Source organism: Bacteroidota bacterium, from assembly GCA_016183775.1.
Taxonomy (GTDB): domain Bacteria; phylum Bacteroidota; class Bacteroidia; order JABDFU01; family JABDFU01; genus JABDFU01.
The window spans coordinates 25,096-42,899 of sequence record JACPDY010000149.1; the positions used below are offsets into that span (position 1 = coordinate 25,096).

A 17,804-nucleotide genomic window follows, 5' to 3' on the forward strand; every position below is an offset into this window, starting at 1 on the left:
GAAAATAGCTGTACGGCAAACTGTAAAGTCAGCCGATCTTTGCTGATCACTCCATCAACTTTCTTAACATATTCAGCGCGGCATCAGCAGTTTTTTGAATATTCCGCTTGCGGTTATTACCGAATAAAAATTTTTGCGCGGTAACCAACAGAGGTGTAGCAACAGCAATCCAAACAGTACCAACAGGTTTTTCGTTAGTACCGCCGGTTGGTCCGGCAATGCCCGAAGCAGCAATAGCGTAATCAACCTTCAGTTTTTTTCTTACTCCAACGGCCATTTGCTCTACCACTACCCTGCTTACTACCCCATCCTGTTCGATCACAACGGGGTCAATGTTCAGTTCCTGTACTTTCACTTCATTGGAGTATGAAATAACAGAACCTACGTAATAATCAGAGCTACCCGGCACATTGGTGATTAAATGAGATATATAACCACCGGTGCAGCTTTCGGCGGTGGCCAATGTGGCTTTCTTTTTTCTCAGCATTTCTCCTACTATCTCTTCTATGCCCGGCTGGTGCTCGCCAAAATTTTCATAGCCGTATATATAGCTGTTGATCAGCGGTTTTACAAGGTCAATTTGTTTTTCAACTTTTTTAATTAATTCAGATCTCTCCATCCCGAATGCAGTAATGCGTAAGCGAACTTTTCCGGGTGATGGCAGGTATGCAAGCTTCATGTTTTCCCAGGCCAAGCCATCTTCCCAATCACTGATGATTTCACTTAAAAAAGATTCACCGATGCCTTGTGTTAAAATAGTTTTATGAAAAATTGCGGGAAGCTTAAAACGCCGTTTGATCATGGGCAGAACATCCTGTTCTATCATGGTCTTCATTTCATAAGGAACACCAGGCATTGAAAAAAAAAGCTTACCGTCTGCGTCAAAGCACATGCCTGGGGCGGTCCCGTTTTTATTCCTGATGGGTTTGCAGTTGGCGGGCACTTCGGCTTGTTTCCTGTTTAAAGGGGTAACTTCTTTCCCGTGACTCTTAAAGAGCGCTTCCACATCCTTGTATACATCTTCATTAAAGACCAATTGCGTATTAAAATAAGTGCACAGCGTTTGTTTGGTCAGGTCATCTTTTGTCGGACCCAGACCCCCGGTTATTAAAATTATATCGGCATGTTTAACGGCACCATCAAGGGCGGCGATGATATCAGCCGCTTTATCAGCAATGGACGTGATCTGCTTTACTTCAATTCCGGCTAAGTTAAGCTGCTGTCCCATCCAGGCCGAGTTGGTATCTACTACCTGTCCGATCAGTAGCTCGTCGCCTATTGTTATTATTTCTGCTTTCATTTGGATGTTATTGTGTTATTAACTCAATAACTGATAAATTTTAGTCATGTAAATTTAAAATTTATCTGTTTATAATGAGGAACCAGCTTCCTTCGGAAGAGATACAAATTATGCCATCCGCTATTATAAAATGGTCTGCGGTATAATGCCGATCGGGAGAGAAAAGCTGTTCAATTTAGACTAAAATATATCGAGCATCAGTATTAAAATGCCACCCCGAGTCGTCGGAGCGGCATTTTATATTTCGCAAACCTGTAAGCCGGGTTCTGTGTTCCGCATTACTGCAGAGTTTCTATCATTTATCTGTCCTGATCATTGCTGAACAGGATCGAGCGGTCTACCCATCCCGATATCCACCGAAGTGAAAATGAAGCGAGCAGCTTCAGGATCGGAACTTATTTGACCTTTCAACTCCTGAGGTTTACCCAACTGTATGTTACCACAACAGTTCGTGAGCTCTTACCTCACGTTTTCACTATCACCAACCGAAGCCTTGGCGTAGGTTGGCTACTATTCTCTGCGGCACTTTCTGTTATTCAGCATTCCTGCTGAATACCCCCGCTATTCACGGGGCAGGATACTCTGTGTTGCCCGGACTTTCCTCCCCGCAGTAAAACTGCAGAGCGATAGAACGATTTGCTTTGCAAAGGTAAGTAATTTTCCGTAGATAGTACCCTTCGACTCCGCTCAGGTTATGGGATTCCATCGTTGAGTGAAGTGGAAACAACAATCAACGAAGCACTACCTCGGTCGCCCCAAATCCATACCTGGAATAAGGCGCATCGTGAAAACGAATGCGATCGTAGGTTTTAAGAATAGCATATATCTCCTGTTTAAGCCGGCCAATACCCACTCCATGAATAAATGTGATCTTCTTTACATTGGAAGCTATCGCGGTTTCAAGTTCGGCCTTAAAATGTTTCAGCTGAACATCCAGTATTTGCGCGTTGCTCATTCCCACATGACTTTCAATTAATTCCTCTATGTGCAGGTCAACTTCTGTTTCCGGGTCGCTCAGCTTATGCGGTTTACTCAATATAGTTTGACCGGAAGATCTTTTCTGTTTCATTACACGGGCTAATTCATCAGGATCAATTTCAACATTTTCCCAGTTAGCTGCATCGTCCAAACCGGCTATCACAGCAACAAAAGAGCGTTTGGGTAAAAAAGGAGTCTTTACAAAGTTATTTTCTTTATAAAACCTCACCGGGTTGATACGCAGTATTTCCGATACGGGCGGATACGGTTTGTGAGCAGCATTGCTGTAATAAATAAGATCGACTTTAACATGGGTAAAACGTTCCAGTTCGCTGCGGCTGATGAGTAAAATATTATTATTCCTGCCCGCGGAAATATCACCTGAACTTATTGTAACATAACCTTCCGCACGTTTCGTCGACAAGGTATACAACAGATCATACTCGGTATAATTAGTAATTGCCAGTTGCAAAGGCGCCTCAAGAATGTTTTTATCCGACTCCGGAATAAAAAGCAGGTACACCCCTTTTGAAAAAGTTGAATTGGCAGGAATTGTATTTTTTATAACAGTCACAACTTCGTCAATTGATACTGGCTCCACCGATTTTATTGGTTCAGAGGGTTTGTTGGTATGAATAGTTACCAATTGATCGATCAGATAAGGAATATCAAACCCTTCTTCAATGCGGACGTTGACGGTGTTTTTGTTAATAAAGCCGCTGATTACACCTTCGCCTTTTTCATTGAGGAAACGAACCTTATCACCTATTTTCAATTGCATGGGACAAAGTTAGGTATAAAGGCAATAAAACCGGTGTTCATACGTATGTATAATGCCACATCGATCAATGAATACTGAATAAAAAAACGAATTTACGAATAGTAAACATGAATGTTTATCCCGCAATTCGTAAATTCGTACAAATTCGTTATCCCTTGATTATACATGCATTGAAAAAATATATTCAAATAACATTAGTAATATTCTTCCTGGCTCCCGTATTCTCATGCAGGAAGGACAAGATCATTACTGATTCATCAGCTAAACTTGAATTTTCTTCTGACTCGGTTTTATTCGATACTGTTTTTACAACTATAGGCTCGGCCACACGGCTATTCACCATTCATAACCGCAACAATGGCGCTGTAAAAATATCATCCATAAAATTCGGAGGAGGGACAAGTACTCAATTCCTCATGAATATTGATGGCGTACCGGTTAAGTCGGCTGCTAACATTACTATACCGGGCAAAGACAGCTTGTTCGTGTTTGTACAGGTAAATGTAAACCCCGCTAATCAAAACAGTCCGCTTATTATACGCGACTCTATAATTTTTGTAACAAACGGAAACATACAGGATGTATACCTTGAAGCATGGGGACAAGATGCCTACTATACCAAACCCAATATTTTTTTCACGAATGGCTTTTCCTATTCAATAATTTCCTGCAACAGTACATGGACAAATGACAAACCCCATGTTATTTATGGTTATGCCGTGGTTGATTCAGCATGTACACTGACAATGCAGCCCGGCACACGTGTATATATGCATAAAAATGCTGTATTGTGGGTATACAAAGAGGGGGCACTTGATATTCAAGGTTCTCAGTCAAACCCCGTAATTTTTCAGGGCGACAGACTTGAACCCGAATACAAAGACATCCCGGGGCAGTGGGGCAAAATATGGTTGTCAGCACTAAGCAAAAACAACAAGATAGATTGGGCCATTCTTAAGAACGGTGCAATTGGAATACAGGCCGACACCGTTAATGTGGCAAGTGGAAATCCAACCTTGCGAATAAGCAACACTATTATAAATAATATGTCGGCCGCCGCAATTTTCGGGCAGGGCTCGCAAATAAACGGGTACAACTGCGTGTTTGGCAATTGCGGTCAGTATACTGCCGCCCTTACGATCGGGGGGAAATACAGTTTTAAGCACTGTACATTCAGTAATTACTGGAGCGGTTTTAAAGCCACACGCCTCACTCCTGTCCTGCTCATTAATAACTGGTATAAAGCGGCAAGCGGAGCCATTCAATCAAGAAGTATTGATAGCGCGTACTTTGGAAATTGCATTATATATGGCAACCTGGAGAACGAGATTGGTATTGATTCATCGGCCGGGGGTAATTTCAGATATAAATTTGAAAATTGTGTTATCAAAGCAGATGGTAGTTACAGCGCGTTAAATACCTATCACAACAGCAGTGTGAAAAAAAATGCCGACCCGGGCTTTAAGGATGCGGCCAATAATGACTGCAATATCAGTTTAACGAGTCCGGCCAAAGACTGGGGCAATAGTGTGATCGGAAATATGTATCCCGCTGATCTGAATGGAAATCCACGCAATATTGATGCCGCACCTGATGCGGGAGCTTATGAGTATAAACCATGATTGGTTTGAAATGGTTAGAAAAGGTTTCAGGTTTGTAAATATTTGTTGGCAATGATTCTTATGGGAAAACAACCTGAAACCTGAAACTTTTTTCAACCTTCTTTTTCAACTAAAGAATCCTTCGTCAGCAGCATATCATCGATCAGTTTCAATACAAATTCCAATTGTTGTTCTTTTGAAAGATCAGTGTTGTCAAGCACTATAGCGTCTTTAGCTTTTGTGAGCGGACTTTCTTTGCGATGAGTGTCATCGTAATCACGATTCATGAGGTTTAATTTCACTTCATCAAACGTAACATGAAGACCTTTGGGAGTTAATTCATCCAGCCTGCGTTGCACACGTATATCCGGGTCGGCTGTCATAAATATTTTTAATTCGGCTTCCGGAAATACACTCGTACCGATATCTCTTCCATCCATTACAATTCCTTTTTTCTTTCCCATGTCGCGTTGTATCTTACCTACATGCTTCCGGACCTCTTTGACCATACTTATTTTGCTCACATTGTTGGATACATCCATCTGGCGGATATTCTTTTCAACATTAATGCCATTGAGGTAAGTATCGGAAGCTTTAGCGGAGGGATTGTATTTGAATGAAAGTTTTATTTTCTTCAATGACTTAATCACATTTGTTTTTGCAAAATTGCCATCGGGTTTGATGATCTTTTTACGCATACAATACAGAGTGACAGCCCGGTACATGGCACCCGAATCAATATACACATAACCCATACGGGCAGCTAAAGCCTTAGCCAGTGTGCTTTTCCCACACGCAGAGAATCCGTCAATAGCAACTATGATCTTTGACATAACTGAAATACCAGTTTACGAATATACGAATAAGTGCTAAGCGACGAGGGAAAGGGGCGAGAGACGAGGGAAAAATTTAAATCAGAGTCTGACCTCTGCCCGATATCCACAGACAAGCTATGAACTTCGAACTATTTTTTCCGGTAAAAATCCGAAATATTGGTGGTAACTGTAAAATGACTCGAAGCTGCCGCTACATGATATTGGGCATAGCCATAGCTAAAATTGAATTTATATATCTTAAACCCGATACCAAAAGAAAATCCGGGGATACCGCCTCGTCCATCAATCCTAAGCTCCTTTCTGCGCTGGTAATTATATCCGAAACGGAGCATGAAATTTTTGCCCAACAGCATCTCAATATTAGCTATAAGATGCCTGCCGAGCTTATCTGCGAATATCTTTGTCTCGTTTTTCTTAATTGGCGCACCTGTCAGAGGATCTTTAGTCGGTATGGGGTTGGCCGGGTCTTCATAGCTAAGGTCCCATTTTTCGAGGTGTGTTCCTATCAGCGATAGACGAAATGGGGCTTTCTGCAGTCTTTTGGATATTCCCAATTGCACTTCGAAGGGCATGGGCTCCCTGTTCCCGTCAACATATGTTTTCCATTGATAACCCATCCCCCTCATAATTGCTGAAGCCGTAAACAAATGCTTCGCGTTATAATAGGTCCCCCCCACATCCACAACAGAACCTACAGAAAAATACTGATCGAGATGCGAATAAATAGTTTTGAGTGTGGCTCCAACAGTAAACACCGAATCGATGGGTCGGGAATAACCAATATTATACGAATAATCTGCCGCTTTAAAACTTCCGGTTATGAGCCCTGTTGGATCAGCCTCAATGAATTTACCATAATCAACATACTGCACACCTCCCACAAAACTTCCTATCTTATTAAATGTTTTACTGTATGCAGCATATCCATAACTTATATCAGAAATATAGTTAACAAAACTAAACGCAAAATTATTATCCATTTGGGGCGTGATGAGCGCGGGATTGTGAAAAGTTAAATTAATGTCGTCATCCTTAACTGTGATCAAATTTCCACCCAAAGCCGCTTCGCGTGCTGAAAAAGGGAGATCTAAAAATTTGTAGGTGCTGTTGCCTCCTATCTGCGCAAAGAAGGAGATATTCGAAATAAAATATAAAGCGAAAATAAATGGGAACCGTAAGTTCTTGTGCATCACGGCAAAATAACGAAAATTAAGGGAAAATATTGCGTAATATTCTCCCTTAATTTTTATTGAACGATAATCCGCCCGGTAGAAAGTATTTGGGCACCTTCTGACGCTATTATTCTATAGAAATAAATGCCCTTAATCTGGCTATCCAGGTTTATAACATTCTTAAAATAGTTTAATTGGCTGCCATAAACTACTTCGCCTAACAAATTATAAACTTCAAACTTGGATTTGGGAGAATTATTTCCAAGTGATACATTAAATTGTCCATTGCATGGATTCGGATAAATATTAAATCCACTACTACCAGAAATAGTTGTGATGCCTGTAAGAATCATTTTTGGTTGTAAGGCAATTACAGCGGCTGTTCCCGAAGCATTTGCCTGACTTGCGGAAAGTGTGCCAACACTGCCTGCTATCAACTGGGTCGAATCAGCCGACATAATGCTTACAAAACTGGATTGTGCGCCTGTAGTATCGTATTCAACACTTCTGCCGGATGAAACGGTCCAGGTGCCGCTGGTTGCACTTGAATACAATGTCACCAGCAAACATGAATCAACGGTAGTTGTAACAGCGGGCGTTGAATAGGGAGAAGAAGATGTAACAACTCCATCCTCTGCATTAATAGGTGAGGAAACATCAACTCCACGATATACGGTAATAGCGCCCAGCCTGTCAGAAAAAACATTTTTTGCAGAATCCTTAAAAGTATATGTAGCAGGTTCGGAAGCGCCGGCTATTTTATAAAAAATAAATGTTGCATGCTGATTGGGAATGCTGGAAAGGCTGCGGACCTTGATCCATCCCGCTGGAGGAATAACCGCTGCTTTTGCAGTGATTCTTCCTGAAATTTGAGCCAACAATAAATCATTTGCCACGGGATACTGATCGCTGGTAATTACAAATGCAGGTTTTAAGGCGATCATTACAACAGCGCCGTTTGTTCCCGCATGAGTTGCAGTAAGCTGGGCAACATTTCCTGCTTTGGTTTTTACAGAATCAGAACCCATAATACTTACAAAAGTGCTTTGTGTAGCTGATGTATCATATCTGCTCTTCATTCCTGATGGTGCGGTCCAAAGACCTAAAGAATTACTCGAAAACAATCCTACGATCATACAGGAATCAGATGTAGTTGTTACTGAAGGTGAAGTATAGGTCCCGGCTATTATCGTTGCGGCCATTGCATTTATAGGTGTCGTGATATCTACTCCATGATAAGCGGAAATGACTCCAAGTTTATCAGTGATTGAAGTGCCTGTGGAATCCGTAAATGTAAAAGAAGTTGGTTCTGTAGCACTCTGTATCTTATAAAACACATTTGTTCCGAATTGATTACTTATATCAGGCAAGCTGTATAAACGTTTCCAGCCGGCCGGTCCCGTCATAACCGACCCACTGGTCAGTCTTCCTGAAATTTGCACCAGTAAAAGATCATTGGCCTTACTGTTAGCCGGAAGATTTAATGTAATGGAAACTCCACTCGAAGCAAAAGTAGAAGTATGTCCCACCATTGAAATTGTTTCAAAATGACCCTTACCTCCACTTGGAAGATTTATAGTGATGGACGAATCACCGGTAACAGAAGCAAAAGCTGAACTATGTGCAATTGAAGAAACGGCCTGTGCGTAAGCCGCGCCTGTAAATAATGCAGATGCAACTAAAAGAGTACGAATTGTTTTCATATTTATTTGTTTTATGATTAAAAATCACGCAATTATACGACAATTTCAGTTTCAAACGGCAGTGTTATTTTTTTTTAGCAACTTTCTTCTTCGTTTTTCTTTAATGATGAGATTTAATTCTCTCCCGGTCTGACCTTTCACGGAAGTATTTTCGCGCGCGCGGCGGATCAGGTAAGGCAGAACCTCTTTAACAGGACCGTATGGGACATATTTGGATACATTGTAACCCGCATTGGCAAGGTTAAAGCTAATATGGTCGCTCATACCCAAAAGCTGAGAAAAACACACATGCGGATGCGAAGGAATTATATTCTTTTTTTTCATCAGGTCAGTGAGGTACATTGAACTGTGTTCATTGTGCGTGCCGGCACAGATAGCCAACCTGTCGACATGTTCCAGGCAAAACTCAAGAGCCGCATCATAATCATTGTCCGTATCCTGTTTAGTATCCTGTATGGGCGAACGGTAATTCATCTCAAAGGCCCTTTTTCGCTCCTTCTCCATATAAGCTCCACGCACAAGTTTTGCACCCACTATAAAATTACCCCGTTGCCCTGCCTCAAAAGTTTTTTTAAGATGCGCCAGGCTGTCTTTCAGGTATAGCTGGAATGTATTGTATACAATAGCCTTCTGTTTATTGTATAGGCTCATCATTTCATTAGCCAGGCTATCTATTGCAGGCTGAATCCAGCTTTCCTCGGCATCAATAAATACCGGCACCCCATTATCATAAGCTTTTTTGCAAATAGCATTCACCCGGTCGTGGACACGGCCAAACTCCTGCTGTTCTCCTTCAGCTAAAGGCAGGCCTGCACTTACTTTATCAAGCAAAGAAAAACGGGCCAGTCCTGTAATTTTAAACACACAAAAAGGAATATTTCTGCTCCCCATAGCCTTATTGATCGTGCCAATGGTTTCGCGCATACAATTGTCAAAATCCGATTCGTTCTCTTTGCCTTCAACAGAATAATCAAGTATGGTACCTATCCTGTATCTGGCAAGGGATTCTATAGTTTTATCGCACTCGGTTATATTTTCTCCGCCAACAAATTGCCTGAAAATAGTGGCTTTAATGATCCCTTTTATAGGCAAACGGATATTAATGGCAAAAGCGGTGAGTGACTGGCCCACATTGACGAACGTGGAATTACCGATCAGTTTGAACAACCAATAGGAACGATTCAGATCGGCATCACTTTTCCCGGAAAAAGCTACTTCAGTATTATCGAACGAAAGCATAATTAATCAGAATTTCGGATGCAAATATACCTTGAATGAACCGAATTGTGAAATACGGTAGTAAGTGCGATATTTGTGTAAATATGCCAAAAGATACTATTGCTATAAACGCAGGTAATTATTCCATATACATTGGAAACGAAGCGATCAGCCGGCTTGGCGCTCACTTGAAGCAAAGCACCTATAAAAAATCAAAGTTTTTTATTCTTGTCGATCAGAATACTATCAGGCATTGCCTTCCCCTGCTTGTGGATCATGTTAAAGTCCTGAAAACTGCAGAGATCATTGAGGTGGAAAGCGGTGAACAGAATAAAAACATTGAAGTTTGCATTGAGTTGTGGAAAACACTTGGCGAATATAAGGCAAATCGCCGTTCGGTATTGATCAACCTTGGGGGTGGCGTTATTGGCGATATGGGCGGCTTTGTGGCATCCACATTTAAGCGCGGTATTGAGTTCATTAATATTCCCACTACCCTGCTTTCACAGGTTGATGCTTCAGTGGGTGGAAAAGTAGGCATTGACCTGAACCACCTGAAAAACGAGATCGGGGTATTTAACAACCCCTCAAATGTTATTGTATATCCTTATTTTCTTAAAACATTAAGTAAAAAAGAATACTTGTCGGGCTTCGCGGAAATCATTAAACACGCGTTAATCGCTGATGCCGCTTACTGGAAAGATGTAGCAAAGGCGCAATTAGGAGATGAAGACATCATATTAAACCTCATAAAACATTCTATCCAGATCAAATACGAGGTAGTTAAAAAGGACCCGCATGAAAAAGGTCTTCGTAAAATATTAAATTTTGGTCATACCATCGGACATGCATTTGAGAGCTATTTCCTGGAAAAGAATGAAACCACGCTATTACATGGCGAAGCTGTAGCGGCAGGGATGATATGCGAAGCATACCTTTCCTACAAAAAGAACAAGCTCAGTCATACCGAATTGGACGAAATAACGTCATTTATCTCTTCTTTATACAAACAGGTATACTTTAAGAAGGAAGAAGAGATCCGGTTGATAGAATTAATGCAACATGATAAAAAAAACGAAGACAAAAATATTATCTTCACATTATTATCGCGGATAGGTAAAGCTGATATTAATAAAACCTGTTCCGTGGACCAGATACGGGATTCATTTAAATATTACCGCGAACAGTATAAGGCGCAGGATGTATAGGCTAACGAAACCAAAGAAGGACCTGAAAGGGGTAATCAGGCTCACCGCTTCAAAAAGCGAGAGCAACAGGGCGCTTATTATCCAGGCCCTGAGCCAGAATCCTATTCAACTTAATAATTTAGCTGACGCAAAAGATACTCAGACGCTAATAAATATTCTCCAAAAGGACAAAACTGATTTTAAAGAAGGCGTTCAATACGATGTGGGGCCCGCAGGAACTACCATGCGTTTTTTAACCGCCTACTTCGCTACCAGGCCCGGTACACGTATTCTTACAGGCAGCGAACGCATGAAGCAGCGCCCGATCAAGCCTTTGGTTGATGTATTGAATCAACTGGGCGCCGACATAACTTATCTTGAAAAAAAAGGATTTCCTCCTTTAAAGATCAAAGGCAAAATACTTACCCGCAATGAAGCTGAGATAGACGGAAGTATGAGCAGCCAGTTTACTACAGCTTTGCTGCTTATAAGTCCCCAATTATTTAACGGACTTGTTCTCCGTTTCAAAAGCGAAGTAACCTCACCAGCGTATATTAAAATGACATTAAAAATGATGGAACATTTTAATGTTAACGGCATTTGGAATGGTGATACGATTACAGTAAGCAATCAGCAATATAAAACAGATAACGCTGAACCCTATTCGATAGAAGCGGATTGGAGCGCGGCCTCTTACTGGTATTCCATGGCGGCCATGGCCACAGAGGTTGACCTGAGGATCATGGGTCTTAAAAATGACAGCCTGCAGGGCGACAGTATTGTAAAAGACCTGTACACTCTGCTTGGAGTTAAAACTGAATTTATTGAAGGTGGAATTCATCTGACAAAAAGTAAACCGGTTGTACAAGCCCTGGGATTCGACTTTTCCGATTGTCCCGATATTGCTCAAACAGTTGCAGTTACAGCAGCGGGGTTAAGGATACCTATCCTGCTAAATGGATTACACACATTGAAGATCAAAGAAACCGACCGTATTTCCGCCGTGATCGCGGAGTTGAACAAATTCGGCATTGACGCACATGAAACCTTTCCGAATACCATTGAAATAAAAGAATACAGATCACCATCCATTCAGCCTCAGTTCTTTGTTCATACGTACGATGATCACCGCATGGCCATGTGCTTTGCGCCACTGGCAATGGTATATGATAATATTATTATTGAACATCCTGAAGTTGTAGACAAATCCTATCCCGGTTTCTGGGAAGACCTACGAAAGCTGAAATTTATTGTGGAGAAGGTGAACATAACCTCACATATCTGAAGATTTTCACTTCACAAATCGCTTAAACAAATAATAGATCACAATAAATCCGATCAATGAAGCGATCAGCCAATACACCATTTGTGTTTGGCTGGGATGGATAAGCTCGCGTTTTATTTGTATCGCTTTGGTCGGATCGTTCTCAGCAAAAGGCTTTGTGCCAAAATTGGTTTTCAGAAAATCAATCTCATCAACGTATCGAATGCCATTTGTTGCCACATAATAATCACTCGCTTCGTCAGCGAAGTATTTACGGCTGCGGCTGCAGACATTCACTTCAAGTTTCCCGAAACTTACATATTCCGCATAGATCAGCCATTCTTCACCTGCATTCATTTTCATCTCACAGGAGGTTTTGTTGTTATAATAAACCGCGGTAGCCGCACTTAAATTTCCTTTAAACACATCCTGTATAGTAAACCAGATATTATCTTTATCCTCTTTTATTGAAACAGAATCTACACGACCTTTAAAGATCGCATCGTATTGTTTTATACTCTCAGGAGATAGTCTTGTAATAGGCGGGCAATCGCAGGAATAACTGTAAAGTGTTAATAAAATTGCTATAATAAAGAATAAAGCTCTTTCCATTAGGAATTATTGAATTCTAAACAGCCCAATATTACAAAATAAATTTGCCACTAAATCACTAAAGCACAAAAGCCCACGAAAAGATTTGGTGCAATTTGGAGCTTTTGTGTTTTGGTGGCAAAAAAGCAGAATTCAACAATTCTAATCGCATTAATTTTTTAGGGGAAGAGAATTCTCCTTTATAAAACGTATGCTTCTTTCAAGTTCAGGACTCATAAATTTATCCTCGTTCACAAAAGGAACATGTTTACGAAAGTTTGATATTATTTTTTCAAGCTTTGGAGAAGTTTTTTTAGGCCTTCTTAATTCCAAAGCCTGAGCCGCTGTAAATAATTCAATTGCCAATACACGGTATACATTTTCAACTACTTTATAACATTTGGTAGCCGCGTTGGCGCCCATACTTACATGATCCTCCTGTCCGTTACTTGAAACAATTGAATCAACAGAAGCAGGAGTGCAGAGCTGTTTATTCTGACTTACTATTGACGCAGCGGTATACTGTGGTATCATAAAGCCGGAATTTAAACCCGGATTTGATACCAAAAATGCGGGAAGATCACGCTGCCCGGAAATTAACTGATAGGTGCGTCGTTCGGAGATACTTGCAAATTCAGACAAAGCGATAGCCAGAAAATCCAATGACAAAGCCAATGGCTGCCCATGAAAATTTCCTGCGGATATGATCCTGTCTTCAGCAGGAAAAATTGTCGGGTTATCGGTCACCGAATTTATTTCAACTTCAAAAACACCGGCAACATATTGTATGGTGTCACGTGACGCTCCATGTACCTGCGGGATGCAGCGGAATGAATATGGATCCTGGACGTGTGCTTTTTTTGTTTTGATCAGCTCGCTGCCTTCCAGTAAATCACTGATATTTTTTGCCACAAACAATTGTCCTTTATGCGGACGGATCTCATGTGTAAGCTTATGAAAAGGTTCGGGACGACCGCCGAACGCGTCGATTGAAATAGCACCAATCACATCAGCCCAATTGCCAATACGCTGCGCGTGCATTAAGCACCAGGTTGAGTAGGCATTCATAAACTGCGTTCCGTTCAGTAAAGCAAGCGCTTCTTTGGACTTAAACTTTAATGGTTTTAAACCAAGCGACTTAAGTACATTAGCAGACTCTTGCTTTTTACCTTTGTAATAGACCTCACCCATGCCTACCAGAGGTAATGACAAATGAGCGAGTGGAGCAAGATCGCCTGACGCACCTAATGAACCCTGTTGATATATTACAGGCAACACATCATTATTGTAAAGATCGATGAGACGCTGAACAGTTTCCACCTGCACACCTGAATGACCATAACTTAATCCCTGTATTTTAAGAAGCATCATCAGCTTCACAATTTCAGAAGGAACCTCCTCCCCTACTCCGCAGGCATGCGAAAGCACAAGATTATTCTGCAGCTTTTCAAGATCATTCTCGGAAATTGACCTGTTGTACAGCGCTCCAAAACCGGTGTTTATGCCATAAATAGGTTCTTTATTCTTCTTTAACTTTTTATCAAGGTATGCCCGGCAATCGTTGATCTTCTTCCTGGATGCGGGTGAGAGCCTCAACAAATAATTGTTTTTAATAATTGTTTCGAGTATGTCAAAATCAAGCTGGTTTGAAGATATTGTATGTGTCTTAGCCATTTATTTTATTTTGGGTTTTATGATCAATCGCAACGACTGATCGTACGTAATATAATTCCAACACCAATTTAAAAAAATAAATATACGATTCTTAACTCCAACAATAGACATGAGATGAACCAACAGCCAAAATACCCATGCAAAAAAACCCTGGAATTTAAAACCAGGCAAGTCAGCTACCGCAAGGTTCCTCCCTACCGTAGCCATGGAGCCTAAATTCCTGTAACTATATTCCTGCATCTTCTCTCCTTTGGTCATTCTCAATATATTTTTTGCGAGCAGTCCCGCCTGCTGGATGGCAGGTTGAGCCATTTGGGGATGTCCCTTTGGGTATCGATCTTCAGTCATCAATGCAATATCTCCCAATGCAAAAATATTGGTATATCCTTCAACCTGATTAAACCTGTTCACTTTAAAACGATTTGCCGGGCTCCAGGCTTCCGCCTGAATACCCTCAATGAAATTTCCTTTCACACCCGCTGCCCAGATAAGCGTTGATGAACGGATCGTACCATCTGTAAGAACAATACGTTTGCCATCATAATCCTTAACAATCGTTGATGTTTTAACGATCACACCCATTTTTTCAAGATATGAATGGGCTTTTGCCGAAGCCTCATCCGACATCGCATTCAACAGCCTGGGCGAACCTTCGAGCAAGTAAATTTTCATCCGATCAAAATCCAGTTCGGGATAATCTTTCGGAAGGACATGCCTTTTCATTTCTGCCAGTGCGCCGGCTAACTCCACACCGGTAGCCCCTCCACCTGCCAGAACAATATTCATAAGGCTCTCCATCTCATCGGGAAAAACAGCACTTAATGCATCTTCAAAATTCTGAAGTATACGGTTACGCAATCCCAATGCTTCCGAGGTAGATTTCATTGGCAAAGCCTTTGAAGCGATATTGGTGTTTCCGAAGTAATTAGTATCGGCTCCTGTGGCAATCACTAAAAAATCATATTGCAATTCACCTGTATTTGTAATAATCGTACGGGCAGAGGTATTCACCTTTTGCAATTCAGCGATGCGGATATGTACATGAGCCTGCTTCTGAAATATTTTGCGAAGCGGGAATGAGATTGAACTGGGTTCCAGTCCTGCAGTAGCTACCTGGTAAAACAATGGCTGAAACTGATGGTAATTATTCTTATCAATGAGTACAACCTGAAAATCCTTCTTTGAAATGGTACGGGCCAATTTCAGGCCGGCAAACCCTCCCCCGATTATTACCACACGTTTTTGAGGAGTATCAGGAATATTGGGGAGTTGCATAACACCGGAATAAAAAAGATGTAAGGGGAAATAATCTATTTCAGAATTTTAATATTTTATTTTAAACGTTCGATAACCTGCCCGATCGTTAATTTTTCCTGTTCGCCGCTTTGCATATTTTTGAAAGTAAGCAAACCGCTTTGCATTTCATCTCCACCCACAACAACTACAAACGGAATTTGTTTTTTATTGGCATAATCGAACTGCTTTTTAATTTTCACTACATCAGGGTAAAGCTCGGCATTAATACCTGCCGCACGAACCATTGACAGCAATGGCAAACAATAAGCTTGCTCAGCTTCAGCAAAATGCGCGAACATTAATTTGGTGGTGAATTTTGAGTAATCAATTTTATCGAACTTGTTCAACTCGGTTAGTACATCGAAAATACGATCGATACCAAATGAAATTCCAACTCCTGATACATTTGGCAGACCGAAAATACCTGTAAGGTCATCGTAACGGCCGCCGCCGCAAATGCTACTGGTTAAGGTTCCTTCGTTAGCCTTTATTTCGAAGATGGCGCCGGTATAGTAATTTAAGCCACGGGCAAGAGTTATATCGAGTTCGAGGTTTCTGGTTTCTGGTTTCTGGTTGTAAACGAAATTAAATATTGCTTCAATTTCTTCAATACCTTTTTTACCGATCTCAGAACCAACAAGAAGTTGTTTAAGGAGATTCAGTTTTTCGACTTTGTTGCCTTTAAATGTAATGAGGGGCTGTAACTGTTGAATAGCCGCAGCAGAGATACCTTTTTCATGCAGCTCCTTGTTTACACCATCAACCCCGATCTTGTCCAACTTATCAATAGCCACAGTTATGTCAACTATCTTTTCTTTTTCACCAATAACTTCTGCAATACCTGCTAATATTTTACGGTTATTTATTTTTATGGTTACAGGAATATCGAGTTTTGTAAAAACTTCATCTATGAGTTGCACCAACTCTACCTCATTCAACAATGAATTACTACCAATCACATCCGCATCACACTGGTAAAACTCGCGATAGCGGCCTTTTTGCGGCCTGTCAGCACGCCAAACGGGCTGCATCTGGTAGCGTTTAAACGGGAATGTTATTTCGTATTGGTGTTGAACTACGTAACGGGCGAAGGGAACAGTGAGGTCGTAACGAAGAGCCTTTTCTGAAATTGATTTAACAAATAGTCTATTCTGTAAGATACTTTTTCTTTTTATTTCTTCAGATGTTAACTCACCATGCTTTTCTTTATCCATAATAGCAATCGATTCGTTTTCAACATCTTCATCCAAACTGGCGAAAGTTGATTTATATTTTTCGTACGAATCACCACTATCCAATATCTTAAATATCAACCTATCCCCTTCCTCCCCATACTTACCCATCAAAGTCTCCATATTTTCCATCGCAGGTGTTTCAATAGGCAAATAGCCATAACGCTGGAACACAGTGCGTATAGTATCGAAAATATAATTACGCCTCACCATTTCGGTGGGAGAAAAATCACGGGTGCCTTTTGGGGTGCTGGGTTTCATCAATAACCTCTTTTATGATCGACTTGAGGCACCAAATTGGCACCACAAGAATCTTCTTTTATTTTTTAATAAAATCGCCCGACCAATCACTTGCACTCAACGAGTAGGTGCCAGGCTTTAATTTAGTAATGTTAATAGAATCATTCTCTCCTCTTAAAACGGATTTCCCGTTTTTATCAAACACCCTATAAACCAATGAAGATGGAAGAATAACAAAATTATTTGCCACTATATAAAACTGCTTTTCGACATACTTTTGTGTTGAGAAAAAGATGAGCCGTTCTCGCTTATTTTCTGAGGGAAATCGTTTTGACAGAACAAGGGATGTTTCTGTGATGGAATTAACCATCCATTCACCTTTCATTAAAAGCACATCGTAATTTTCTTCAACAGAATCAGCCGGAACATTAATGATAATATAGTTTTCTTTACTTCTCCATTTGGAGCTGAATGTCAGAAAGCCAAACTTGCCGTCCGAACTAAAACGAAAACTACCTGATAATGCTTTTGTCCCAATCCGTTCATAACTGTTTATTTTGTCAACGGTCTTTGTCACAAACCATTCTTTATCGCATAACATTTTAAGCACTTTGCTATCGACAGGGATCGTGCTTTTATTTTCAGCAGGAACAACAGCTCCCTGTTGACCAAAAAGAAAACCCGCCATTACAACAAACTGAATAAAAAGCAAGCGTCGGAATGAGATCATT

At 40.9% G+C, this 17,804-nt stretch carries 14 protein-coding genes and 1 other RNA gene; 3 read left to right on the forward strand and 12 right to left on the reverse strand.

The features are described 5' to 3' along the window. Positions 1-46 precede the first annotated feature (46 nt). The 3 genes from HYU69_16525 to HYU69_16535 form a co-directional block, all read right to left on the reverse strand. The gene (locus tag HYU69_16525) at positions 47-1,300 is read right to left on the reverse strand and encodes a competence/damage-inducible protein A (GenBank protein MBI2271947.1); all 1,254 of its coding nucleotides are present in this window, start codon (positions 1,298-1,300) and stop codon (positions 47-49) included. A 239-nt stretch (positions 1,301-1,539) separates the two neighbouring features. Continuing rightward, positions 1,540-1,943: RNase P RNA component class A (rnpB, locus tag HYU69_16530), an RNA gene on the reverse strand. 87 nt (positions 1,944-2,030) lie between these two features. Then, positions 2,031-3,059, reverse strand: a complete 1,029-nt coding sequence (locus HYU69_16535; GenBank protein MBI2271948.1) for a DUF2027 domain-containing protein — start codon at positions 3,057-3,059, stop codon at positions 2,031-2,033. Positions 3,060-3,229: 170 nt separating this feature from the next. Here HYU69_16535 and HYU69_16540 point away from each other — a divergent pair, with 170 nt between their 5' ends. After that, positions 3,230-4,681, forward strand: coding sequence for a right-handed parallel beta-helix repeat-containing protein (locus HYU69_16540; GenBank protein ID MBI2271949.1), 1,452 nt, complete (start codon positions 3,230-3,232; stop codon positions 4,679-4,681). A 92-nt stretch (positions 4,682-4,773) separates the two neighbouring features. On the opposite strand, the gene HYU69_16545 is transcribed toward HYU69_16540, so the two are convergent. From HYU69_16545 to HYU69_16560, 4 genes are all read right to left on the reverse strand, one after another. Continuing rightward, positions 4,774-5,493, reverse strand: coding sequence for a (d)CMP kinase (locus HYU69_16545; protein MBI2271950.1), 720 nt, complete (start codon positions 5,491-5,493; stop codon positions 4,774-4,776). 131 nt (positions 5,494-5,624) lie between these two features. Then, a complete protein-coding gene (gene porQ / locus HYU69_16550) occupies positions 5,625-6,686 on the reverse strand; it encodes a type IX secretion system protein PorQ (protein MBI2271951.1) in 1,062 nt (353 codons plus the stop codon). A 56-nt stretch (positions 6,687-6,742) separates the two neighbouring features. Next, complete coding sequence (locus tag HYU69_16555; protein MBI2271952.1) at positions 6,743-8,371, reverse strand: T9SS type A sorting domain-containing protein; 1,629 nt, start codon at positions 8,369-8,371, stop codon at positions 6,743-6,745. 51 nt (positions 8,372-8,422) lie between these two features. Then, entirely contained in the window at positions 8,423-9,610 is a 1,188-nt protein-coding gene (locus HYU69_16560) for a proline dehydrogenase family protein (protein ID MBI2271953.1), read from the reverse strand. Positions 9,611-9,693: 83 nt separating this feature from the next. Between HYU69_16560 and aroB the strand changes: the two genes are divergently transcribed. Then, positions 9,694-10,797, forward strand: coding sequence for a 3-dehydroquinate synthase (gene aroB / locus HYU69_16565; protein MBI2271954.1), 1,104 nt, complete (start codon positions 9,694-9,696; stop codon positions 10,795-10,797). After that, positions 10,790-12,061, forward strand: a complete 1,272-nt coding sequence (locus HYU69_16570; GenBank protein ID MBI2271955.1) for a 3-phosphoshikimate 1-carboxyvinyltransferase — start codon at positions 10,790-10,792, stop codon at positions 12,059-12,061. Before aroB ends, HYU69_16570 begins: the two co-directional genes overlap by 8 nt. 6 nt (positions 12,062-12,067) lie before the next feature. On the opposite strand, the gene HYU69_16575 is transcribed toward HYU69_16570, so the two are convergent. From HYU69_16575 to HYU69_16595, 5 genes are all read right to left on the reverse strand, one after another. Beyond that, the gene (locus HYU69_16575) at positions 12,068-12,652 is read right to left on the reverse strand and encodes a hypothetical protein (protein MBI2271956.1); all 585 of its coding nucleotides are present in this window, start codon (positions 12,650-12,652) and stop codon (positions 12,068-12,070) included. A gap of 150 nt (positions 12,653-12,802) precedes the next feature. Beyond that, positions 12,803-14,305: a histidine ammonia-lyase gene (gene hutH / locus HYU69_16580; GenBank protein MBI2271957.1), complete on the reverse strand. Its 1,503-nt coding sequence runs from the start codon at positions 14,303-14,305 to the stop codon at positions 12,803-12,805. Then, a complete protein-coding gene (locus HYU69_16585; protein MBI2271958.1) occupies positions 14,306-15,580 on the reverse strand; it encodes an NAD(P)/FAD-dependent oxidoreductase in 1,275 nt (424 codons plus the stop codon). A 56-nt stretch (positions 15,581-15,636) separates the two neighbouring features. Further along, a complete protein-coding gene (locus tag HYU69_16590; protein MBI2271959.1) occupies positions 15,637-17,094 on the reverse strand; it encodes a histidine--tRNA ligase in 1,458 nt (485 codons plus the stop codon). Between the two features lie 58 nt (positions 17,095-17,152). Then, positions 17,153-17,803 carry a hypothetical protein gene (locus HYU69_16595; protein ID MBI2271960.1) on the reverse strand — a complete coding sequence of 217 codons (651 nt, stop codon included), beginning with the start codon at positions 17,801-17,803 and terminating at the stop codon, positions 17,153-17,155. Position 17,804: the final 1 nt, after the last annotated feature.